The organism is Salinisphaera aquimarina (assembly GCF_042643355.1).
Lineage (GTDB): Bacteria > Pseudomonadota > Gammaproteobacteria > Nevskiales > Salinisphaeraceae > Salinisphaera > Salinisphaera aquimarina.
The window spans coordinates 300,478-321,936 of the sequence record NZ_JBHRSS010000008.1; the positions used below are offsets into that span (position 1 = coordinate 300,478).

At 64.6% G+C, this 21,459-nt stretch carries 18 protein-coding genes; 10 read left to right on the top strand and 8 right to left on the bottom strand.

Going from position 1 to position 21,459, the window contains the following annotated elements; translation table 11 throughout:
- Nucleotides 1–6: 6 nt before the first annotated feature.
- The 5 genes from uppS to rpsB form a co-directional block, all read right to left on the bottom strand.
- Nucleotides 7–732: a polyprenyl diphosphate synthase gene (gene uppS, locus ACFOSU_RS16865; protein WP_380691085.1), complete on the bottom strand. Its 726-nt coding sequence runs from the start codon at nucleotides 730–732 to the stop codon at nucleotides 7–9.
- A gap of 22 nt (nucleotides 733–754) precedes the next feature.
- Nucleotides 755–1,312, bottom strand: a complete 558-nt coding sequence (gene frr, locus ACFOSU_RS16870) for a ribosome recycling factor (protein WP_380691086.1) — start codon at nucleotides 1,310–1,312, stop codon at nucleotides 755–757.
- On the bottom strand, nucleotides 1,309–2,055 hold the full coding sequence (gene pyrH / locus ACFOSU_RS16875) for a UMP kinase (RefSeq protein ID WP_380691087.1): 747 nt from the start codon (nucleotides 2,053–2,055) through the stop codon (nucleotides 1,309–1,311). The genes frr and pyrH overlap by 4 nt, the downstream gene beginning before the upstream one ends.
- Nucleotides 2,056–2,179: 124 nt before the next feature.
- On the bottom strand, nucleotides 2,180–3,061 hold the full coding sequence (tsf, locus tag ACFOSU_RS16880; protein WP_380691088.1) for a translation elongation factor Ts: 882 nt from the start codon (nucleotides 3,059–3,061) through the stop codon (nucleotides 2,180–2,182).
- Between the two features lie 68 nt (nucleotides 3,062–3,129).
- Entirely contained in the window at nucleotides 3,130–4,041 is a 912-nt protein-coding gene (gene rpsB, locus ACFOSU_RS16885) for a 30S ribosomal protein S2 (protein ID WP_380691089.1), read from the bottom strand.
- A gap of 234 nt (nucleotides 4,042–4,275) precedes the next feature.
- On the opposite strand from rpsB, the gene map reads away from it, so the two are divergent.
- From map to dapE, 6 genes are all read left to right on the top strand, one after another.
- Complete coding sequence (gene map, locus ACFOSU_RS16890) at nucleotides 4,276–5,040, top strand: type I methionyl aminopeptidase (protein ID WP_380691090.1); 765 nt, start codon at nucleotides 4,276–4,278, stop codon at nucleotides 5,038–5,040.
- A gap of 6 nt (nucleotides 5,041–5,046) precedes the next feature.
- Nucleotides 5,047–7,719: a [protein-PII] uridylyltransferase gene (gene glnD, locus ACFOSU_RS16895; RefSeq protein ID WP_380691091.1), complete on the top strand. Its 2,673-nt coding sequence runs from the start codon at nucleotides 5,047–5,049 to the stop codon at nucleotides 7,717–7,719.
- The gene (gene dapC, locus ACFOSU_RS16900) at nucleotides 7,716–8,921 is read left to right on the top strand and encodes a succinyldiaminopimelate transaminase (RefSeq protein ID WP_380691092.1); all 1,206 of its coding nucleotides are present in this window, start codon (nucleotides 7,716–7,718) and stop codon (nucleotides 8,919–8,921) included. Before glnD ends, dapC begins: the two co-directional genes overlap by 4 nt.
- Nucleotides 8,922–8,989: 68 nt before the next feature.
- Complete coding sequence (gene dapD / locus ACFOSU_RS16905; protein ID WP_380691093.1) at nucleotides 8,990–9,817, top strand: 2,3,4,5-tetrahydropyridine-2,6-dicarboxylate N-succinyltransferase; 828 nt, start codon at nucleotides 8,990–8,992, stop codon at nucleotides 9,815–9,817.
- Complete coding sequence (locus ACFOSU_RS16910) at nucleotides 9,817–10,170, top strand: Spx/MgsR family RNA polymerase-binding regulatory protein (RefSeq protein ID WP_380691094.1); 354 nt, start codon at nucleotides 9,817–9,819, stop codon at nucleotides 10,168–10,170. Before dapD ends, ACFOSU_RS16910 begins: the two co-directional genes overlap by 1 nt.
- Complete coding sequence (gene dapE / locus ACFOSU_RS16915; protein WP_380691095.1) at nucleotides 10,170–11,312, top strand: succinyl-diaminopimelate desuccinylase; 1,143 nt, start codon at nucleotides 10,170–10,172, stop codon at nucleotides 11,310–11,312. Before ACFOSU_RS16910 ends, dapE begins: the two co-directional genes overlap by 1 nt.
- Nucleotides 11,313–11,318: 6 nt before the next feature.
- Here the strand turns inward: dapE and ACFOSU_RS16920 are convergent, their stop codons facing one another.
- From ACFOSU_RS16920 to ACFOSU_RS16930, 3 genes are all read right to left on the bottom strand, one after another.
- Nucleotides 11,319–13,142, bottom strand: coding sequence for a patatin-like phospholipase family protein (locus ACFOSU_RS16920; protein ID WP_380691096.1), 1,824 nt, complete (start codon nucleotides 13,140–13,142; stop codon nucleotides 11,319–11,321).
- A gap of 114 nt (nucleotides 13,143–13,256) precedes the next feature.
- Nucleotides 13,257–13,553, bottom strand: a complete 297-nt coding sequence (locus tag ACFOSU_RS16925) for a hypothetical protein (RefSeq protein WP_380691097.1) — start codon at nucleotides 13,551–13,553, stop codon at nucleotides 13,257–13,259.
- 187 nt (nucleotides 13,554–13,740) lie between these two features.
- Nucleotides 13,741–15,045, bottom strand: coding sequence for an MATE family efflux transporter (locus ACFOSU_RS16930; RefSeq protein ID WP_380691374.1), 1,305 nt, complete (start codon nucleotides 15,043–15,045; stop codon nucleotides 13,741–13,743).
- A gap of 194 nt (nucleotides 15,046–15,239) precedes the next feature.
- Between ACFOSU_RS16930 and ACFOSU_RS16935 the strand changes: the two genes are divergently transcribed.
- The 4 genes from ACFOSU_RS16935 to ACFOSU_RS16950 all read left to right on the top strand — a co-directional run bounded on the left by ACFOSU_RS16935 (nucleotide 15,240) and on the right by ACFOSU_RS16950 (nucleotide 21,318).
- The gene (locus tag ACFOSU_RS16935) at nucleotides 15,240–15,689 is read left to right on the top strand and encodes an META domain-containing protein (protein ID WP_380691098.1); all 450 of its coding nucleotides are present in this window, start codon (nucleotides 15,240–15,242) and stop codon (nucleotides 15,687–15,689) included.
- Between the two features lie 148 nt (nucleotides 15,690–15,837).
- Nucleotides 15,838–16,773: a translesion DNA synthesis-associated protein ImuA gene (imuA, locus tag ACFOSU_RS16940; protein ID WP_380691099.1), complete on the top strand. Its 936-nt coding sequence runs from the start codon at nucleotides 15,838–15,840 to the stop codon at nucleotides 16,771–16,773.
- Nucleotides 16,757–18,205 (top strand): Y-family DNA polymerase, encoded by a 1,449-nt coding sequence (locus tag ACFOSU_RS16945; RefSeq protein WP_380691100.1) that lies wholly within the window; start codon nucleotides 16,757–16,759, stop codon nucleotides 18,203–18,205. The genes imuA and ACFOSU_RS16945 overlap by 17 nt, the downstream gene beginning before the upstream one ends.
- Nucleotides 18,202–21,318 carry an error-prone DNA polymerase gene (locus ACFOSU_RS16950; RefSeq protein ID WP_380691101.1) on the top strand — a complete coding sequence of 1,039 codons (3,117 nt, stop codon included), beginning with the start codon at nucleotides 18,202–18,204 and terminating at the stop codon, nucleotides 21,316–21,318. The genes ACFOSU_RS16945 and ACFOSU_RS16950 overlap by 4 nt, the downstream gene beginning before the upstream one ends.
- The last annotated feature ends 141 nt before the right edge of the window (nucleotides 21,319–21,459 follow it).

Here is a 21,459-nt window from a genome sequence, read left to right on the forward strand (position 1 = left end):
GGCGGTCTATGCCCGGCTCGTTCGCGTCGCCGACGGCAGGCGCCCGAAGCGACGCTCGCGCTGAGCGAACCAGTCGAGCGCATCGCGCAGGCTCTCGGCGTCGAAATCCGGCCACAGCCGATCGGTGAAATACAGTTCGCTGTAGGCCAGATCCCAGAGCAGAAAATTGCTTATCCGGCGCTCACCGCCAGTACGGATGAACAGATCCGGCTCGCCGAAACGATGCAGGCTCAGGTGCTGCGCCATCGCCTCCGCGGTGATGGTCTCCGGCGTCAGATCGTCATCGAGACAGGCCTGTGCACAGGCGCGCGCGGCCTGAACCATGTCCCAGCGCCCGCCGTAGTCGACCGCGATGACCAGATCCAGCGTTGCATTGTTCTGGGTGCGCGCTTCGGCGTCGCGCATGTCGGACTGCAGGGCCTTGGAAAAGCGACTGCGATCACCGATGAAACTCAGGCGCACGCCGTTGTCGTGGAGCGCATCGATCTCGCGCCCTATGGTGCGCCGGAACAGATCCAGCAGCACGCGCACCTCTGCCCTTGGTCGCTGCCAGTTTTCGCTGGAAAATGCGAACAATGTCAGGACTTTAACGCCGTTTCTTTGAGCGTTTTCCACAATCGATCGGGCGGATTTCGCGCCCGCGCGATGGCCGGCAGCCCGCGGCAGGCCGCGGGCGTTGGCCCAGCGTCCATTGCCGTCCATGATCACGGCGACGTGTCGGGGCGCGCTCATTGGTTTGGCCGGCTGATAGGAATCAGACCGTCATGATTTCCTGCTCTTTATCCTCAAGCAGGCTGTCGATGCGATCGATATGTTTGTCGGTCAGCTGCTGGATACGGGTTTCGCCAGCGTGCTGATCATCCGAACTGATTTCCTTTTCGCTGACCAGTTCCTTGAGCGTGGAGTTCGCATCGCGACGGATATTGCGAACCGCAACCCGGCCGTCCTCGGCCTCGGCGCGGATCACCTTGACCAGATCACGACGCCGGTCTTCGGTCAGTGGCGGCAGCACCACGCGAATGACCTGCCCGGCCGTCGACGGATTGAGACCGAGGTCCGCGCTCATGATTGCCTTCTCGATCGGCTGCACCATGGTCTTTTCCCAGGGGTTGATGCTGATCGTGCGCGCATCCTCCACCGATACATTGGCGGCCTGGCTGATCGGCACCTGGGAGCCGTAGTAATCCACGGTGACATGGGCAAGCAGGCTGGTGCTCGCACGCCCGGTGCGGATCTTGCCGAAATTGTCGCGCATGACGTTGATCGTCTTTGCCATGCGCTGTTCGGCATCCTTGTAGATATCGTCAATCATCCGTCGTTTCTCGTCATGTTGTTGTCAACCAGCGTGCCGACATCCGCGCCGTCGACGATCCGTCTGAGATCGCCGGAGCGGTTGATATCGAACACACGCAGCGGCATGCCGTTGTCGCGACAGAGCACGATCGCCGTGGTGTCCATCACCGCAAGACGCTGATCGATGACTTCGTCGTAGGTCAGATGCGTATAGCGCTTGGCGCTGGCGTCACGCATCGGGTCGGCGCTGTAGATGCCGTCGACCTTGGTGGCCTTGAGCATCAGATCGGCGTTGATCTCGATGGCACGCAGACTGGCCGCGGAATCGGTGGTGAAGAACGGATTGCCGGTACCGGCCGCAAAGATGACGACCCGTCCCTTTTCCAGATGGCGGATCGCGCGGCGGCGAATATAGTCCTCGCACACCTGATTGATACGAATGGCCGACATCACGCGTACGGTCATGCCGACGTTCTCGATCGCATCCTGCAGACCCAGCGCGTTGATGACCGTGGCCAGCATGCCCATCTGGTCGCCGGTGACCCGGTCCATGCCGTGTCCGGCCAGACCCATGCCGCGGAAGATATTGCCGCCACCCACGACCAGCGCAACCTGCACGCCGGCGTCGATGAGGTCACGTATCTCGGCGGCCAGACGTGTCACCACATCGGCCGAAATACCATAGTCGGCCTGGCCCATGAGGGCCTCGCCGCTGAGCTTGAGCAATATGCGTCGATTGATCGGTTGGGTTTTCTTGCTCATCGACTCTTGATTGCATCCGGCAACATGGGCGGCTCCTGGCCAGCGAACGATAACAGTGCACGCGTTAGACAAACAGCGGCAGACAAAAAAATGGCCGACTGCTAAGCAGTCGGCCGGTAGCCCATCAGGCCGTTTTCTCGGCTTGCGCCTTGACCTCGGCCGCAAAGTCTTCCTGTTTTTTCTCGATACCCTCGCCCACTTCGACACGGGCAAAGTCGGTCACGGTGGCGCCGTGCTGCTTGCACAGCTTTTCGACCGTGACGTCCGGATCCTTCACGAACGGCTGACCCATGAGCGTGATCTCGGCGAGATACTTGCGCAGCCGGCCTTCGACCATCTTTTCGATGATCTCTTCCGGCTTGCCGCTGTCCCGTGCCTGAGCCATGAACAACTCTTTCTCGGCGTCACGCGTGGCCTGGGGCACATCATCCGCGGACAGATGCGCCGGCGAGGTCGCCGCCACGTGCATGGCCAGATCGCGGGCCAGGGCCTGGTCGCCACCGGTCAACGCCACGGCACTGCCGATACGCGCGCCGTGCATATAGACGTCGAGCGTGCCGGCGCCGGCTTCGATACGGCGAAAACGACGGATGCTGATGTTCTCGCCCAGCTTGGCCACCAACGCACGACGGCGTGCGTCCAGGCTTTCGCCATCCATCTCGATGGCCGCCAGCGCGTCCACATCGGCCGGCGCATGCTCGAGCGCGGCTTGCGCAACGCTATCGGCAAAACCGATGAAGTCTTCGTTCTGGCCGACGAAATCGGTCTCGCAGTTGACTTCCAGCAGTACGGCCGTGGTCTGATCGGACGACACCGCGGTCGCGATCCGGCCTTCGGCGGCCACGCGGCCGGCTTTCTTGTCGGCCTTGGCCAGGCCTTCACGACGCATGTTGTCGGCCGCGGCGTCGATATCGCCGTCGGTCGCCACCAGTGCCTTCTTGCACTCCATCATGCCCGCGCCGGTGCGTTCTCTAAGCTCTTTCACGAGAGCTGCACTAATCGCCATGATTCTTTACTCCGAATAATAGGATAGCCGTGCCGCCGCTCATTCAAGGGGCGGCACGGGCATTCTGTTTACTTATCCGCCTGCTCGGGATCCGACGTCTTGGGCGCCTCCGAGGGCACGGCAGCCACGTCGCCCAGCGACGCGGTGGCCGTCGGCTCGGATTCGCCGTCGGATTCCTGGAGCACGGAATTCTGGGTGGCTTCACTGGCCGCCGCGGCTTCGGCCGGCTTGCCCGGCGCATGGGCCGCGCCCTGCTCCTGGACTTCGACCACATCGCCAGCACCGGTGAAATCACCCTTGCTGCCACGACCGGCGAGCACGGCATCGGCCACCATTTCGGTATAGATGCGGATCGCGCGGATCGCGTCGTCGTTACCCGGGATCACCACGTCGATGCCTTCCGGCGAGCAGTTGGTGTCGACCACCGCGATCACCGGAATGCCGAGCTTGCGCGCTTCGTCCACGGCAATCTTCTCGAAGCCGACGTCGACGATGAACAGGGCGTCCGGCAGGCTGGTCATTTCCTTGATGCCACCGATGCCCCGCTCGAGCTTGTCGCGCTCGCGATGCAGATCGAGACCTTCGCGCTTGTTGAGCTTGAGGATCGAGCCGTCCTCGATCATCTTCTCCAGGTCGTGCAGACGCTGGATCGAGTTCTTGACGGTCTTGAAGTTGGTGAGCATGCCGCCCAGCCAACGATGGTTCACGAACGGCATGCCGCAGCGCTCGGCCTGCTTGCCGATCGCTTCGCGCGCCGCGCGCTTGGTGCCCACGAACATCACGTTGCCGCCGTTGGCGGACAGGCGACTGATATAGTTGTAGGCGTCCTTGAAGAGCGGCAGTGTCTCTTCCAGGTTGATGATATGGATCTTGTTGCGATGGCCGAAGATATAAGGGGCCATCTTGGGGTTCCAGTAACGGGTGCGGTGGCCGAAATGGACCCCCGCCTCGAGCAACTGGCGCATGCTGATCTGACTCATGGATTTTCTCCGGGTTGTGCCTCCGCGCATCCCATGAAACAACCCTTGCGGGCACCCCGTTTCATGTGTCGATACGCGTGTGGATTATTGCTACAGATTTAAGCGGCTGAACCGCCTTTTTTCGCGCCGCATTGCCGCGAACGCGAGCGGTTTATACCATAGCCGCCCCGATCAGGCTACCGCCGACGCCCAAATCGGCTACAAATTTACCGTGTTTACAAGGAAAGCAACGCCATGAGCGTGACCATAAAAACGCCCGAGGAACAGGACAGGATGCGCGTGGCGGGACGCCTCGCCGCGCAGGTCCTGGACATGATCACTCCTTACGTCGAGCCGGGCGTGACCACCGACGAGCTCAATCAGCGCTGTCACGATTTCATGGTCGACGAACTGGGCACCACGCCCGCCCCGCTCAATTATCACGGCTTCCCCAAGTCCATCTGTACCTCGATAAACCACGTCGTCTGCCACGGCATTCCCGGCGACAAGAAGCTGAAGAAAGGCGACGCGGTCAATATCGACGTCACCCTGATAAAGGACGGCTACCACGGCGACTCTTCGCGCATGTATTTCGCAGGCGAGGCGTCGATCAAGGCCCGGCGCCTGTCGGACATCGCCAAGGCCGCCATGTATGAAGGCATCGAAGCGGTGCGCCCCGGCGCCACGCTCGGTGATATCGGCGCGGTGATCCAGGAGTATGTGGAATCGCGTCGCTGCGCGGTGGTGCGCGAATACTGTGGTCACGGCATCGGCCTGGGCTTTCATGAAGAACCCCAGGTCCTGCACTACGGCAAGGCCGGCAGCGGCCTGCGCCTGGAATCCGGCATGACTTTCACGATCGAGCCGATGGTCAATGCCGGCAAGCGCCACGTGAAAGTGCTGCCGGACGGCTGGACCGTGGTCACCAAGGACCACTCCCTGTCGGCGCAGTGGGAGCACACCGTGCTGGTCACCGACGATGGCGTCGAGATACTCACCCCCAGCCAGATCGTGGCCTAGGCCCTGATGGCCACTACCGCCGCTACCGCGGGCTCCGCCTACACCGGCCTGGGTGACTGGGCAGCCTTTCTCGACAGCGTTGCCCAGGTCGACGCCCGCAAGATCGCGCCGGCAAGAGACAAGCTCAACGACGGCAAGGCCCGTATTGCCGACGCGTTTCGTACCGGCGCCCATGTGGACATGCTGGTGGGCGCGCGCAGCGATCTGGTCGATGCGGTGCTGGTCAATGCCTGGCAGGCGCTGGTCGATACCCAGGATGCCTGTCTGGTTGCGGTGGGCGGCTATGGGCGCGGCGAACTGCTGCCGCACTCGGATATCGATCTGTTGATCCTCTATCGCGACGGCCGCCTCGATACGGTCGGCTCCGCGCTCGAGGGCTTTCTGACCTATCTGTGGGATGTCGGGCTCGAAATCGGCCACAGCGTGCGCTCGCCCGCCGAATGCGCCGAGCAGGCCGCCGGCGATATCACGATCATGACCAACCTGATGGAGTCGCGCACCCTGGCCGGTGACCCGGCACTGTTCGCCGCCATGCGTGCCGCTACCTCGGCCGAGCATATCTGGTCGTCCGCGGATTTCTTCAAGGCCAAAGTGGACGAACAGCAGACTCGCCACGCACGCTACGACGAGACCGCGTTCAAGCTCGAACCCAATACCAAGGAATCCCCCGGCGGCCTGCGCGATATCCAGACCATCGCCTGGGTCGCCAAGCGGCAGTTCGCCACTCAGACGCTCGATGGCCTCGTCGACTACGGCTTTCTGAGCGCGCGCGAGTTCACCGAACTGCGACGCGGCCAGGCCTTCCTCTGGCGGGTGCGCTTTGCCCTGCACACACTCACCGACCGCGCCGAAGACCGGCTGCTGTTCGATCATCAGATCCAGATTTCGCAGATGCTGGGCTACGAGGACAAGGAAAACAGCCTCGCCGTCGAACAGTTCATGCAGCGTTATTATCGCAATATCAAGGCACTATCGGCACTAAACGATATTTTGCTTCAACTGTTCTCGGAGGCGATCCTGCATCTGGGCGAAAGCGAACGGCCACGGCCGATCAACGAGCGTTTTCAGTCGCGTCACGGTTTCATCGAAGTCACCTCCGACAGCGTGTTCGCCGCCACGCCCAGCGCCCTGCTCGAGATCTTCTATCTCATGCAGACACGCCCTCGCCTGACCGGCATTCGCGCGCACACCCTGCGGCTGATGCGTCGGGATCGTCATCTTATAGACGAAACATTCAGAAATTCATTACATTGCCGCCGATTATTCACTGAAATTCTGCGTCAGCGCGGCGGCGTCACCCGGGCCCTGCGACGCATGAACCGGTACGGCATCCTCGGCCGTTATCTGCCCAACTTCGGCAAGATCATCGGCCGCATGCAGTACGACCTGTTCCACACCCTGACGGTCGACGAACACACGCTGTTCGTGATCCGGAACCTGCGCCGACTGGCGCTGCCGCGTTTCGACCACGAACTGCCTTTCGCCAGCGAACTGATGCAGTCGCTCAACAAGCCACAGATTCTCTATATTGCCGGGCTCATGCACGACATCGCCAAGGGCCGCGGTGGCGATCACTCCGAGCTGGGGGCGGTCGACGCGCGTGCATTCTGTGAAACCCACGGCATCTCCTCTGACGATACCGATCTGGTGTGCTGGCTGGTGCGCCAGCATCTACTCATGTCGATGACCGCGCAGCGACGCGATATCAACGATGTACTGGTGGTCAACGAGTTCGCCCGCGAAGTGCGCAGCCGCGAACGCCTGGACCGGCTGTTCCTGCTCACCGTGTGCGATATCCGGGCCACCAATCCCAATCTGTGGAACTCCTGGAAGGAAAGCCTGCTGGTCGATCTGTACACCAATACCCGGCGTGCGATCGAACGCGGCCTGGACGACCCGCTCGACGAAGACGAGCTGATTGCCGAAACCCGCAGTGCGGCCGCCGCAATGTTGACCCGCAGCAAGGTCAATACGCCGCATTTCAAGGCCGTATGGGCACGCTTCGAACCGGATTACTTCCTGCGCCACAGCCCCGAGGAGATCGCCCGCCAGACACGCGCCATCGTCACCCACGACGGCGACGGGCCACTGGTATCGCTGTCACATATCGGCGATCAGGGCACGACCCTGTTCGTCTATACCCGGGATCGCGACTATCTGTTCGGCGTGACCACCGGCGTGCTCGCGCAGCTGGGTCTGTCGATTCTCGACGCCCGCATCAACAGCACCCGCGACGACTACACCCTCGATACCTATGTCGTCTGTGACGAACACGGCGGTGCGATCACCGAAGAGTTTCGCCTGCGAGAGGTCGAGGCCGCGCTCGCCGAGGCGATCGCCGACCCGGCGGTGGAGAGCATCGATGTCACCCGCCGGGCCTCACGACGCAGCCGCTATTTCAACGTGCCAACCCAGATCTATTTCAGCCAGGCCACCGAGCGCGCCTCCACGGTCATGGAAGTGATCACGGCCGACCGGCCCGGCCTGCTGTCGATCATCGGCGACGTGTTTCATGAATTCGGCATCGTCATCGAAACCGCCAAGATTGCGACCATCGGCGAACGCGCCGAAGACGTGTTCTTCATCACCAATCAGGATCACGAGCCCCTGAGCGACCGCAGCTTCGTGCACGAACTGCGACGCACGCTCACGCTCGAACTGGACAAAAGCGGCCCATGAACCCCTATCTAGACGCCCTGCAACCCTATCCCTTCGAGCGCCTGAGCGCGCTGCTGCGCGGGGTCGTGCCCAGCGCCGACCGTGACCCCATCTCGCTGGCCATCGGCGAACCACAGCATCCGGCCGCCGCCGTCGCGCGCGAAGCCCTGATCGAGCACCTCGACGGTATTTCGCACTATCCGCCGACCAAGGGCGGCGAAGCGCTGCGCAACGCGATCGCCGACTGGCTCGCAATGCGCTTTAACTTGCCTGCTCAGGCCATTGATCCAGAACACAATATACTGCCTGCCGCCGGCACGCGCGAAGCGCTGTTCTCGTTTGCCCAGACGATCGTCGATGCACGCCGGGCCGGCGCCGCGGTCGCCATGCCCAACCCGGGTTATCAGATATACGAAGGCGCCACGCTGCTGGCCGGCGCCCAGCCGCTCTATCTGCCCTGCCTGCCGGCAACGAATTTCCTCGCCGATCTGGACGCGCTGTCGGCAAGCGACTGGGACCGGGTGCAACTGCTCTATATCTGTTCGCCCGGCAACCCGACCGGCGCCGTCGCCGACCGCGATTACCTGCTGCGCGCGCTGGAGCTGGCCGAACGCCACGATTTCGTGATCGCCTCGGACGAGTGCTACAGCGAGATCTACGCCGATGAGAACGAGCCGCCGGTCGGGCTGCTCGATGTCGCCCATGCCAGCGGCCGCACCGACTTTGCCCGCTGTGTCGTCTTTCACAGCCTGTCCAAACGCTCGAACCTGCCCGGCCTGCGCTCCGGCTTCGTTGCCGGCGACGCCGAGTTGCTGGCCCAGTTTCTGCGCTATCGGACCTATCACGGCGCCACGCTGGGCGCGCACGTACAGGCGGCCAGCACAGCGGCCTGGCGCGACGAGACGCATGTACGCGAGAACCGCGCGCGCTACCGCGACAAATACAATGCCGTCATGCCGCTGATCACCGAATTCTGCGACGTCACGCGGCCGGCGGGCTCGTTCTATCTCTGGCCCGCCTTCGACCACGACGACGAACAGCTGACCGTGAGTGCGCTGCGCGACGAGAATCTGCGCGTGGTGCCCGGCCGCTATCTGGCCCGCGAGATCGACGGGCTCAACCCGGGCGCGGGTCGCCTGCGGCTGTCGCTGGTGGCCGATACCGCCGGCTGTGTCGAAGCCGTCACCCGGCTGGCCCGGGTCTGCGAAACGACAACCGTCTAAGTTAGAATCCGCGCCAGTCAATCACGCGCGCCGGGGATCGGCGCGGCGTCCCAAAGCAAGGAACAGCAATGGCCAACACCCAGCAGATCATCGAAGACGCGTTCGAGAACCGCGACCGGATTTCGCCCAAGTCCGCCGACGACTCGGTCCGCGAGGCCGTACAGAGTGCGCTCGACCTGCTCGACTCCGGCCAGGCCCGCGTGGCGGAACCGGCCGGCGACGGCTGGGTCGTCAACGAATGGCTCAAGAAAGCGGTGCTGCTGTCGTTTCGACTGCACGACAACGCCCTCATCGAAGGTGAGCACACGCGTTATTTCGACAAGGTGCCGTCCAAGTACGCCGAGTACACGGCGGAGGATTTCGAGCGTCAGGGCGCGCGCATCGTGCCACCGGCAATGGTCCGCCGCGGGGCGCATATCGCGCCCAACGCCGTGATCATGCCCAGCTACGTCAATATCGGCGCCTATGTCGGCTCCGGCACCATGATCGATACCTGGGCGACCGTCGGCTCCTGCGCCCAGGTCGGTGAAGGCGTGCATCTGTCCGGGGGCGCCGGTCTGGGCGGCGTGCTCGAGCCGCTCCAGGCGGCACCGACTATCATCGAAGACCAGTGCTTCATCGGCGCGCGCTCGGAGATCGTCGAAGGCGTGCGCATCGGCCGCGGCTCGGTCATCTCCATGGGCGTGTTCATCGGCAAATCCACGCCGATCTATGATCGCGAAGCCGACACCATCGTCTACGGCGACGTGCCGGCCGGCTCGGTCGTGGTGGCCGGCAGCCTGCCGCGCGACAACGGCCGCTACAGCATCAACGCGGCGATCATCGTCAAGAAGGTCGATGAGAAAACCCGCGCCAAGGTGAGCGTGAACGAGTTGCTGCGCAACATCGACGACTGATGAGCGTCTCTATCTACGGCATCAAGACCTGCGATACCTGCCGCAAGGCACGCCAGTGGCTGAGCAACGCCGGCATCGCCCATGACTGGGTGGATCTGCGCGAAGACGGCGTCGACCGCCAGCGTCTGGAAGACTGGCGCGCGGCACTCGGCGACGACGCCCTGCTCAACAAGCGCAGCAAGACCTGGCGTGATTTCGACGCCGACCAGCGCGCGGCCGCCGAGGCCGACCCGGTGGCGGTATTGGTGGATCACCCGACCCTGGTCAAGCGACCGATTCTGGAAACCGCTACCGCGACACTGGCCGGTTTTTCAGCGGCACGCTACGAAGCCGCGCTCGCCGGCGCCGACTGATGCGCGATACCGCTCTCGAATTGGCCCAGGCACTGATCGCCCGGGCATCGGTCACCCCTGAAGACGCCGGCTGTCAGGCCTTGATCGGCGAGCGGCTGGCCGCGGCCGGTTTCACCGTCGAGCACATGCGCATCGGCGAGGTCGACAACCTCTGGGCCGTAGCCGGTGAACGCGGCCCGCTGCTGTGCTTTGCCGGCCATACCGACGTGGTGCCGCCCGGCCCGCTCGAGGACTGGCGCTTCGATCCGTTCGCTGCCCGCATCGAGGACGGCTGGCTGTACGGGCGCGGTGCCGCCGACATGAAATCCAGCGTGGCGGCCATGGTTTGTGCCGCCGAGCGTTTTCGCAGTGCGCATCCGGATCATGCCGGCAGGCTGGCCTTTCTGATCACAAGCGACGAGGAAGGCCCGGCCGTCGACGGCACGCGGGCCGTGGTCGAACGGCTCACCGATCGCGGTATCGCGATCGATTATTGCCTGGTCGGCGAACCCTCCAGCAGCCGGACACTCGGCGACACGGTCAAGAACGGACGCCGCGGCAGCCTCAATGCGCATCTCACCGTGCGCGGCCGCCAGGGCCATGTCGCCTATCCCCAGCAGGCCGACAATGCCCTGCATCGGCTGCTTGCCGTGCTGGCCGAGCTGGCCGCGCATCACTGGGACGACGGTGACGATTTCTTTCCGCCCACATCGTTTCAGATCTCCAATCTCGATGCCGGTACGGGCGCCGAGAACGTCATTCCCGGTATTGCCGAAGCCCGCTGCAACTGGCGCTTCAACCCGCTTCAGGACGAAGCCTCCATCCGCGCTTTTGTTACCGAGCGCTGCACCGCCCACGGTATTGCTGAAGATTCGATCGCCTGGCGGCTGTCGGGCGTGCCCTTCATCACCGAGGACGGTGCCCTGGTCGAGGCCACGCGGGCTGCGATCGCCGATATCGCTGACATCACCCCGGAACTGTCGACGGCCGGCGGCACCTCCGACGGACGCTTCATCGCGCCCACCGGCGCGCAGGTGGTGGAGCTGGGGCCGCTCAACGACACCATCCACCAGGCCGATGAGCGTATTCGGGCCGACGATGTGGCTCGCCTGGCACATATCTATGAGCAGCTGGTCGAACGCCTGCTGCTCGCAACCGACTGAGTCGCTTCAGCGCGCGCGGCGATTGGCGGTGACCCGCGCCGTGAACGTATCCGGCCGCTGGGCCAGCCATTCGTCGAGTTTCTGGTCCGCATGGTGATAGGCGCGGAACACGATCTCGTCGAGCTCGTCCCAGTCAAACATGCTGATACCGCCGACCGGCATGTGCAGCACCAGATCCGCGCGCGCGTCGATGTCGCGGCTTTCGCGCTCGCTGGTCAGCGTCGCGGTATGAAAGAGAATCTTGAACATGTTCAGATGGCGCGCGCTCGCCCCCAGTGACAGCAGCGAAGTGGTCTGTGCGTCCTCGGCCATGTCCACCCGCAGATTCGCCTGTCGGCTGACATCGGACACGATCACCGGGCCACGCCCCAGCTGCGCCATCACATCGAACGGGATCGCACTGAGCAGGCCGCCATCGACGAGCAGATCGCCACGATGGGCGATCGGCGGCGCGATGCCCGGAACCGCCATGCTGGCGCCGACCCAAGTCGCCAGATTGCCCTCGTCGTGAACCATCGGCGTGCCCTTGGTCAGGTTGGTGCTCACGCAGTAGAACGGCATGGCGAGATCCTCGATCTGGCGCTCACCGAACAACGTGCGCAGCTGCTTGCTGAATTTCTCGGCGCTGATCAGCGAAATACGCGACAGCGAATAATCGTTGAGAAACTTGCCGGTGACGAAGGTCTCGCGCAATCGCGCCAGCATCTGCTGGGCGTCGTCGCCCATCGCCAGCATCGCCGCCACCATCGCGCCCATGCTGGTGCCGCCCACCGCATCGATGGGGATATTCTTTTCCTGCAGTGCCCGAATCAGCCCGACGTGGGCAAAACCGCGTGCCCCGCCGCCACCCAGCACCAGACACACGCTGCGCCCGGAAACCATGCGTGCCAGACGGCCCATATCGGTCTCCGGCAGTCGCCGGTGCACGCGATGATGAAAAGCCGCGCCCGCGACCTGGCGCCATCGCAGCGCGGAATGATGAAGCGCATCGTCGTGCAGCACGATCATCTCCTGCGGCGCACGCAGTTTCTGCTCACCGATCCAGGCCAGATTGCGCGATACGAACGGCCGCTGATCGTCATGCGCCACCAGCAGGATGCGATCGGCCTGGCGCAGACAGCGGCGGGTCCAGGCATCCGGCTCGGTACTGCCCTGATAGACCAGATAACGGTAGCGATCCTCGAGCTGGGTCAGCCAGCCGGTCAGACGACGATTGCCCTCGCCCGCGCCGGAATCAATGCTCGCCGCGCCCTCGCCCATGGCCTGATTCACGCGTTCGGCGTCCAGGCGCAGCGTGGCGGCGGCAGCGCCGAGCTGCTCGGACAGCGCATGCGCGAACGCGCGCAGATCCACGCCCGGATGTGCCGGCACGACCGCATAGGTGCGCGCGCTGCGTACGCTTTCGCGTTGCGGCACCGGCGTGGCCGAACGCAACCGATTCACGATCATGCGCGTCACCCGCAGCATGGCCGTGGGATGACGCACCACCAGGTCCTCGAACACCTCGCGCGAAATCCGGATAAGCGTAGTATCGCGCAAGGCGAAGGCATCCGCGGAATGCGGCTCCGAGGTGATCAGCGTGATCTCGCCGACGGTATCGCCGGCGCCGATTTCGCCCATCAGCAGCGGCGTGTTCTGCCCCCCCGGATCGACCACGCGCACACGGCCGCTGGCGACCAGATACAACGCGTCGCTGGCTTCGCCGACACGAAACAGATACTGCCCGCCACCCAGTTCGATCCATTCCGCGTTGGCGACAACAGAACGGCGTGTACGCCGGTCCAGATCACGAAACAGCGCACTCGCCTTCAAGGCGGCATGAATATCCATGCCCCTAGTCTAAACGTCCGCCATGACAAGCCCACATAAAAAAGGCCCGGCAAACGCCGGGCCTTCTGTACTACGCCGTATCAATACGGCATATGGCAAAGCCACGCCGGATGATCAGCGCGCGTTGCTGGCCACGTTGGCACGGGTCACATGCGCGTGCGCGAAGTCCAGCAGCTCGATCTGGCTGCGGCTGGCGGGCACGTCTTCGTTGATCGGCTCGCCCGCGGGCATATCGTTGTTGGCAGCCGGCGCATCGCGAAGCAGGCTCGACTGCGAACTCGACATCGGCGTCAACGAATCGTAGGCCACCTGGGCCTTGTCAGCCGCCGAGGCAGGCAGCGCGAAGCCGGCCAATGCCATTAGCGTGGTGGCCACGGTGAGCGTTGCGGTCTTGGTAAAAGCTGTGGTCATGGATATCTCCCATCAGAAAAATGAACGGTATAAAAGCTGTTGGGAACATAGATGGGAGTCGACCGGCAGTTTTCAATCGCTGCAGTGCAACATTATACAAATAAGCGCAGAAAGGCGATTTTCACGCCCAGATCAGGTCATTTCAGGTGCTTTTTATCGCAAGCGCCGATCAACCCATCGGCGCTGTCTATGATGTGTTGTCGCGGACCGCGGATCGCGTCGTCTCTACCGGCACCGCGGCCATGCTGCGGCGGAAGACGAACCAGGCCATGCTCCCCGCCAGCCCATTACCCAGGGCCGCACCGAGTGCCACATAGCCCATCCCGCCCAGCCAGACGCCGAGGGCGACGCCGGGCAGATAACACAGGAACAGGCGTGCAAACGACACCAGCATGGCGCGCATCGGCCAGCCCAGCGCGTTCGAGGCCGAGACCGCCAGCATGCACAATCCGAGCAGCGCGTAGCTGGGCAGCATGAAGCGAATCAGCCAGACGAGACTCGCCTGCACCTCCGGGCTATCGGACAACAGGGCTGCCACCCACGGCGCCGCCAGCGCCATGATCAGCCCGAGCAGCAACTGCCACACCACGACGGCCTGACTGGCGATATACATGAGCGTGCGCACACGCGGCCAGTTGCCGGCGCCGTAACAATGGCCGAGCCAGGGCGGCAGCGACATGGTCAGCCCGAGCACGAGCATGAGCGACACCGTCTCCAGCCGGCTTGCCAACCCCCAGGCCGCGACCGCGGACTCACCCAGGCTGGCGATCAATCCCGTGGCCACCATCGCCGCCAGCGGCGGCATCAACTGACTGAGCATGGCCGGCCCGGCAATCGTGGTGAACGCGCCGGTGGAACGACGCGCTTCCGCGACCAGACCCGAGACACTCAGCCAGCTGTGGCCGGACAAGCGCCATCCCAGCAGGATCAGGCCGACGGTGAACGACAGCGCGGTCGCCCAGGCCGCGCCGGGCAGCCCGAGCCCGTCCCACGAGCCCACGCCGAAAATCAGGATCGGGTCGAACACCAGATTGCACAGGCTCGTGAGCACCATCAGCATGCCGGGCAGGCGGGTATTGTTGTGGGCGCGAAACAGCGTGTAGCCGAAATACAGCAGCGCCGAAAGCCAGTTCGCCAGCAGCTGCACCGGCCAGTAGACGCCGATCAGATCCAGCGCTTCGCCCCGGGCCCCGAGCAGTCGGAACAACGGCAGGTAGAACAGCCACAGCCCGATCACCATAACCCCGATGATGCCCGCGCCCCCGAACAGCACGAGGCTGCCCAGGCGGCGCGCGCGCTCGGCCTCGCCGGCCCCCATCGCACGCGAGATCAGGGCCGCGATCGCAATCCCCAGCCCCACCTGGACCCCGATGGTCAGAAACGTCATCGGGAACGTGAACGACTGTGCGGCCAGCGCCACCGTGCCCAGCCGCGCCACGAACGCCGAGTCGACCAACTGGAAACCCAGCAGCGACATCACGCCCAGCGCCATCGGCCAGGTCTGGGCGAACAGCTGACGGCGCAGGGCATTCAGTTCGGTGACATCGGAGGGGTCGGACACGGGCACATCGAAAAGAAAACGGACCGGGATTCTACGCCAGCGACGCAACTTGCGACGCCCGCCCGTTGGCGCCATCTGTTTTTTCTCGATTAGGCTTGGCGCTTCATTTCATTGTGCGAGATCCCATGTCCGGCCTGCGTATTCCCGGTTTCTGTCTCGTGATGGCGCTCACGCTCGCGCTGTCGGCCTGTCAAAGCGCCCCCGGTGCATCCACTCATCCGGACGATGCGTTGACCAACACCTACTGGAAACTGGTATCGGTGGGCGGCCACAGCGTCCAGGTTCAGCCCAACCGGCGCGAACCTCATCTCGTACTGGTCAACGAAGGCCAGCGCGTACAGGGATTTGCCGGCTGCAATAGCCTTAGCGGCCGCTACCGCCAAGATGACGAACAACTGCGCTTCGAACAGATCGTCACCACCCGCATGTTCTGCGCCGATCAGATGAGCACCGAACAAGCGTTTCTGGATGCGCTCAAGCGCAGCGTTCAAGCACATATCGAACGCAACCAGCTCACGCTGCTGGACGCCGGCGGTCGATCACTGGCGCATTTCGAGTCGCGTGTCATGCAGTAACGGGCTCCGTCGGGCGCAAGACACAGGCCTTACGCCCGGCCCCTGCGCCCTGGCCGATCGACCGCGCTTCCCATGCCGGCGGGGTTTACCGGCCAGCGCCATGAATCGGGGCTGGCCAGCAATCGATTAACTGTATATAAATACAGTTATGCAAAACATACAGACCTCCGCTCCTGTCATCCCGCGCGATCACGCGGACCTCGAAGCCTATTGGCGGCGTTTTGGCGTGCATCGCGCCAGCCAGAAGGCGGATCTGCCGGCGGTTCGCACCGGCTGGCCACGGCTGGATCGGCTGTTGCCCGGCGGCGGCTATCCGCTGGGGGCGGTCACCGAGTTGCTGATCAGCCATGCGGGCGTCGGCGAATTGAGCCTGCTGTTACCGGCCCTGGCCGCGCGCCTGGAAGCACAGCCGCAGCAACAGCTGGCGTTCATCTCACCACCGCAACATCTCAACGCACCCGCGCTCGCCGCCGCCGGTATCGACTGCGCCCGTACCCCGGTGCTGCGCTGCGCCGACGATAGCGAACGCCTGTGGTGTGTCGAGCAGATGGCACGCTCAAAGGCGTTCTGCGGATTCATCGTCTGGAGCGATACGCTGGATGCCCGTGCCCTGCGCCGCCTGCAGCTGGCGGCCGAACAGGCCAACTGCCCGGTCTTCGTCTATCGCCCGATCCGGGATGCCGGCGAGCGCTCGCCGGCCGCGCTGCGCCTGGCGATCACCGCCAGGCGCAGCGGCCAGACCCTGGAAATCATCAAATGCCGGGGCCCCGCCGGCGCCCGCATCACCGGAATGAACGCCGGTCGTGACGTGGCCTGGCTGATGCACGACAGCGCGCCGCAGGCGTCGCGCGCATCGACCATAAAACAATGCCGCGCCGACAACGACACGCCGACCGGCCCGCACCCGTCGCGCCGCGACCCCGTGACCACGCGCCCTGCCAGCGGTATGGATCTCAGCGCCCTGCTCACCGTGCCCGATGACATGCCAAGACGCGGCCGCCGCCCGGGCCGCGCCCTGCGCCCGGCGACCGGCATCGATCGCGCGCGCGCAGTCCGGCAGGACAGCCATGGGACAGGACACTGAATCCAGGATGTGGCTCGCCCTGCGTTTCCCCCACTGGGCGCTCGATAGCCGCCCCCCGGCCGCGATCGATACGTCGGCCGACGACAACGTGCTCGTGGTCGAGAATCGCGCCAGCCGCCGGGTCGTCATAGCCGCCGATACCGCAGCGCTTGAAAACGGTATTCATCCGGGCATGGCGCTGGCCGATGCCCGGATCGTGCTGCCGCGGGCACGTATCCACGAACGCCACGTCGCTGCCGAACAGGCCGCTCTGGAACGTCTGGCCGGCTGGGCCTGGCGCTACAGCAGCCAGGTTCATGTCGCCCGGGCCGACGACAGCATCGAATGCACGCGCGTCGTGCTGGAAATCGGCGCCAGCCTGCGCCTGTTCGGCGGTCGTCGCGCGCTGCTGGCCGCCATCCGCGATGACCTGACCCGGCTCGGCTATCGCTTTGCTGCCGGCGTCGGCGCCTCGCCCCAGGCTGCGCTCGCGTTCGCGCGTGCGTCCCGTCAACGCCGCGGATCCAAACTGGAATCCCTGCCGCTGAACGCACTGGCGCTGGCCCCGCGTACCGCTGCTTCGCTGACCGCCAGCGGCCTGTGCTTCACCGGCGAACTGCTGGCGCTGCCGCCCGCGGCGCTGGCCCGACGCTATGGCATGGAGCTGCTGGATTATCTGGAGCGCCTGCGCGGACGACGGCCGCATGGGCTGACGCTATATCGCCTGCCCGAGCGCTATCGCACCCGGCATGAACTCATCGGCGCGGTCGAGACCACACAGGGGCTCGTCTTCGTACTCCGACGCGTGATCGCCGAACTGGCGGCGTTTCTGCGCGGTGCCGATGCCGCGATCCAGACGCTGCGCCTGTCCCTCGTCCACGACGAAGCCCCGGTCACGCACGTGACCCTGCGCCTGGCCGCGCCCGCGCATGACGCAGCGCATCTGGAACGGGTCGTCAACGAAAGGCTGGCGCGCCTGCGGCTGGTCGCCCCGGTGCTCGAAATCGGCCTGGCCAGCGATCGCCTGCGCCGCGTCGAGGCCGCCCAGGACAATCTCTGGCGCAACGACACTGGCACGCACGACGACGCCTGGCCGGCCGTGCTCGATCGTCTGCGTGCCCGGCTCGGCCACGATGCCGTGGGCTGGCTGCATGACAAATCCGATCATCGTCCGGAATATGCCAGCGCGATCCACGATCATCCGCCCACGGCTCATGAGCACGTGGCAGCGCCGCGGCCGCTGTGGCTGTTCGACACCCCGCAACCGGTCACCGGCGATGTGCTGGAGTTTCTCACCGACGCCGAGCGCATCGAGACCGGCTGGTGGCACAACGGTGTGCGCCGCGACTATTTCCGGGCCCGCGATGCCCAGGGACGGCTGCTCTGGGTCTATCGCGAACTGGATCGTCAAGCGCGCGATGGCCCCTACTACTTGCAGGGCCTGTTTGGATGAGCACGATCGGCAATGGGTCCGACAACGGCTATGCCGAACTGTGCTGTGTTTCAGCGTTTTCCTTCCAGCGCGGCGCCTCGACGCCGGAGGAACTGGTCGAGGCCGCCGCCCGGCGCGGCTACCGGGCGATTGCGATCACCGACGAGGCCAGCCTGGCCGGCGCGGTACGCGCGTTGCGAACAGCCGAAACACATCGGATACAACTCATTCTGGGCGCCCGTTTCACCCTCGACGACGGCGTCACCCTGGTCGTGCTGGTGCGCAATCGCTACGGCTATACCGCACTCTGCCGGCTGATCACCGCGGCCCGCCGGCAGGCGGCCAAGGGCTACTATCGGATCACGCGTGCAGAACTGGAAGCGGCCACGCTCGACGACTGCTGGCTGCTGTGGCTGGCCGACTACAATCGCCCGCCCACAGCCTCGGTCTTTGCCCTGCTGGCCTGGCTGGCCACCCGCTACCCTCATCGCGCCCGGATCGCGCTGGCCCTGCACCGCCAGGCCCACGACCCGGCCCACCGCGAACGTCTGGATCGGCTGCGCGCACAGTACGGCCTGCCCATCGTGGCTGTGGGCGATGTGCACATGCACAGCCGCTCCCGGCGCGCCCTGCAGGATGTGTTCACTGCCCTGCGGCTGGGCACGACCGTGGCCGAGGCCGGGCGAGCACTGGCGGCCAACGGCGAACGCTATCTGCGTTCGATCCGGACCCTCGCAACGCTCTATCCCGCGGACAGCATCGCGGCGACCCTGCGTATCGCCAGCGACTGCACTTTTTCCCTGCGCGATATCCAGTACGACTATCCGGCGGAACTGGTGCCCACGGGCGAAACCGCGGCCAGCCATCTGCGCGCGCTCGTCGACGAAGGCTGTGCAAGACGCTGGCCGGGAGGTGTCGACGCCGCGGTCCGGGACCAGATCGACAAGGAAATGACGCTGATCGAATCCAAGCGCTATCCGCACTACTTTCTTACCGTGCACGACATCGTCGACTTTGCCCGCGGCCAGGGGATTCTCTGTCAGGGGCGCGGCTCGGCGGCCAATTCGGTGGTGTGTTTCTGCCTCGGCATCACCGAGGTCGATCCCACTCAGCACGAACTGCTGTTCGAACGCTTCATTTCAGAAGAACGCGACCAGCCGCCGGATATCGACGTCGACTTCGAGCACGAGCGCCGCGAGGAAGTCATCCAGTATGTCTATCGCAAATATGGCCGGACCCGCGCCGCGCTCGCCGCCACCGTGATCCACTACCGGCCGCGCAGCGCCATGCGTGACGTCGGCCGGGCATTGGGCCTGAGCGTGGACCAGATCGACACGCTGGCCACCTCCATTTCACGACGCGGCGACGACGGCAGCATCGAGGCCCAGTTCGATGAACGCGGTATCGACGTCAACGAAAAGACGTTGCAACAGGTTCTGGTGCTCATGGATACGCTGATCGGCTTTCCGCGCCATCTGTCGCAGCACGTCGGCGGCTTCGTGCTCTCCGAGGTGCCCCTGTCCGAACTCGTGCCGGTCGAGAACGCCGCCATGGACAATCGCACCATCATCCAGTGGGACAAGGACGATCTCGAAGCCGTGGGGCTGATGAAGATCGACGTATTGGCGCTGGGCATGCTGTCCTGTATCCGCCGCTGCTTCGATCTGATCGAGAATTATAGTGGCCGGCACTGGACCATGGCCGACCTTCCCGCCAACGATTCGCCGACCTACGACATGATATGTGCCGCCGATACGGTGGGCGTGTTCCAGATCGAGTCGCGCGCACAGATGTCGATGCTGCCGCGGCTGAAGCCCAGAGCGTTCTTCGATCTGGTCGTGGAAGTGGCGATCGTGCGTCCGGGGCCGATCCAGGGCGGCATGGTGCATCCCTATCTGCTCAATCGCGAAAAGAAACCCGAAGAGATCGACTACCCCAGCGAAAAACTGCGCGGCGTGCTGCAACGCACCTATGGCGTGCCGATCTTCCAGGAACAGGTGATGAAGATCGCCATGGTCGCGGCCAACTTCTCCGCCAGCGAGGCCGACGGTCTGCGCCGCTCGATGGCCGCCTGGAAAAAGAAAGGCGGGCTCGAGCCCTGGCGCGACCGGCTCAAGACCGGCATGGCCGCCAACGGTTACGAAGAGGAGTTCGCCGATCGCATCTTCGAACAGATCAAGGGCTTCGGCAGCTACGGCTTTCCCGAATCCCACGCGGTGAGTTTCGCCCTGCTGGTCTATGTGTCGTCGTATCTCAAATGCCACGAACCGGCCGCATTTGCCGCCGCATTGCTCAACAGCCAGCCGATGGGCTTCTATGCGCCGGCCCAGATCGTGGCCGATGCGCGCCGGCACGCCGTCGATGTGCGGGCGCCGGATGTCCGGCATTCAAACTGGGACTGCACGCTGGAAACCACCTCCGATACGCGCCCGGCCCTGCGACTCGGACTGCGTCTGATCAAGGGACTCGCCCCCGACGCCGCCGAACGGCTGGTTGCGGCGCGTCGGCGCCACGCCTTCAACAGCGTCGCGGACCTGGTGACGCGTGCCGCACTCGGTCGACGCGCCCGCGACGCGCTGGCCCGTGCCGACGCATTGCAGGGACTCGCCGGCCATCGTCATGGGGCCCAGTGGCAGATCGCTGCCGCGCACGTGCACGACGACCTGTTCGCCAGCCTGGATGCGCCCGAGGCACGCGTCGATCTGCCAGTGCCCAAGGAAGCCACCGATATCGTTGCCGACTACGCGGCCACCGGCCTGACCCTGCGCCGACATCCCATGGCGCTGCTGCGCAAGCGACTGAAAAAGACCGGCGTGCTCGATGCCGCCACGTTTTCCGACCGCGCCGACGGTCAGTCGGTGCATGTCGCCGGCATCGTCACCATGCGCCAGCGTCCCGGCAGCGCCAAGGGCACGACCTTCATCACGCTTGAGGATGAAACCGGCTACGTGAATATCATTGTCCACCGCCGCCTGCTGGATAAATACCGTATTCCGGCCCTCAGCGCGCGCCTGCTGCGCGTGATAGGCGTCATGCAGCGCGGCGGCCCGGTGACCCATTGCGTAGCCCGGCATCTGGTGGACGACAGCGCCCTGCTCGGCGCGCTCCAGACCCGATCACGCGATTTTCACTAGCGCATCAGCGAAACTCCAAACCGAATACAAGCAAAACGCTACCGGGCACGATGTAACCCGTTTATCGAGAATGGGCCACGGCCGGCGCTTGACGAGTTCGCGACGCGGCTAGAACAGGTTCGCCCGCCAATCCGCAGGCTG

Bases quoted from the DNA above. Each gene is read 5' to 3' on its own strand.
- tsf (WP_380691088.1), bottom strand. From the start codon at position 3,061: ATGGCGATTAGTGCAGCTCTCGTGAAAGAGCTTAGAGAACGCACCGGC.
- glnD (WP_380691091.1), top strand. From the start codon at position 5,047: ATGGCCACTACCGCCGCTACCGCGGGCTCCGCCTACACCGGCCTGGGT.
- ACFOSU_RS16935 (WP_380691098.1), top strand. From the start codon at position 15,240: ATGTCCGGCCTGCGTATTCCCGGTTTCTGTCTCGTGATGGCGCTCACG.
- ACFOSU_RS16950 (WP_380691101.1), top strand. From the start codon at position 18,202: ATGAGCACGATCGGCAATGGGTCCGACAACGGCTATGCCGAACTGTGC.
- ACFOSU_RS16910 (WP_380691094.1), top strand. From the start codon at position 9,817: ATGAGCGTCTCTATCTACGGCATCAAGACCTGCGATACCTGCCGCAAG.
- dapD (WP_380691093.1), top strand. From the start codon at position 8,990: ATGGCCAACACCCAGCAGATCATCGAAGACGCGTTCGAGAACCGCGAC.
- uppS (WP_380691085.1), bottom strand. From the start codon at position 732: ATGAGCGCGCCCCGACACGTCGCCGTGATCATGGACGGCAATGGACGC.
- ACFOSU_RS16930 (WP_380691374.1), bottom strand. From the start codon at position 15,045: ATGGCGCTGGGCGTGATGTCGCTGCTGGGTTTCCAGTTGGTCGACTCG.
- ACFOSU_RS16925 (WP_380691097.1), bottom strand. From the start codon at position 13,553: ATGACCACAGCTTTTACCAAGACCGCAACGCTCACCGTGGCCACCACG.
- map (WP_380691090.1), top strand. From the start codon at position 4,276: ATGAGCGTGACCATAAAAACGCCCGAGGAACAGGACAGGATGCGCGTG.
- imuA (WP_380691099.1), top strand. From the start codon at position 15,838: ATGCAAAACATACAGACCTCCGCTCCTGTCATCCCGCGCGATCACGCG.
- dapC (WP_380691092.1), top strand. From the start codon at position 7,716: ATGAACCCCTATCTAGACGCCCTGCAACCCTATCCCTTCGAGCGCCTG.
- pyrH (WP_380691087.1), bottom strand. From the start codon at position 2,055: ATGAGCAAGAAAACCCAACCGATCAATCGACGCATATTGCTCAAGCTC.
- dapE (WP_380691095.1), top strand. From the start codon at position 10,170: ATGCGCGATACCGCTCTCGAATTGGCCCAGGCACTGATCGCCCGGGCA.
- frr (WP_380691086.1), bottom strand. From the start codon at position 1,312: ATGATTGACGATATCTACAAGGATGCCGAACAGCGCATGGCAAAGACG.
- ACFOSU_RS16945 (WP_380691100.1), top strand. From the start codon at position 16,757: ATGGGACAGGACACTGAATCCAGGATGTGGCTCGCCCTGCGTTTCCCC.
- ACFOSU_RS16920 (WP_380691096.1), bottom strand. From the start codon at position 13,142: ATGGATATTCATGCCGCCTTGAAGGCGAGTGCGCTGTTTCGTGATCTG.
- rpsB (WP_380691089.1), bottom strand. From the start codon at position 4,041: ATGAGTCAGATCAGCATGCGCCAGTTGCTCGAGGCGGGGGTCCATTTC.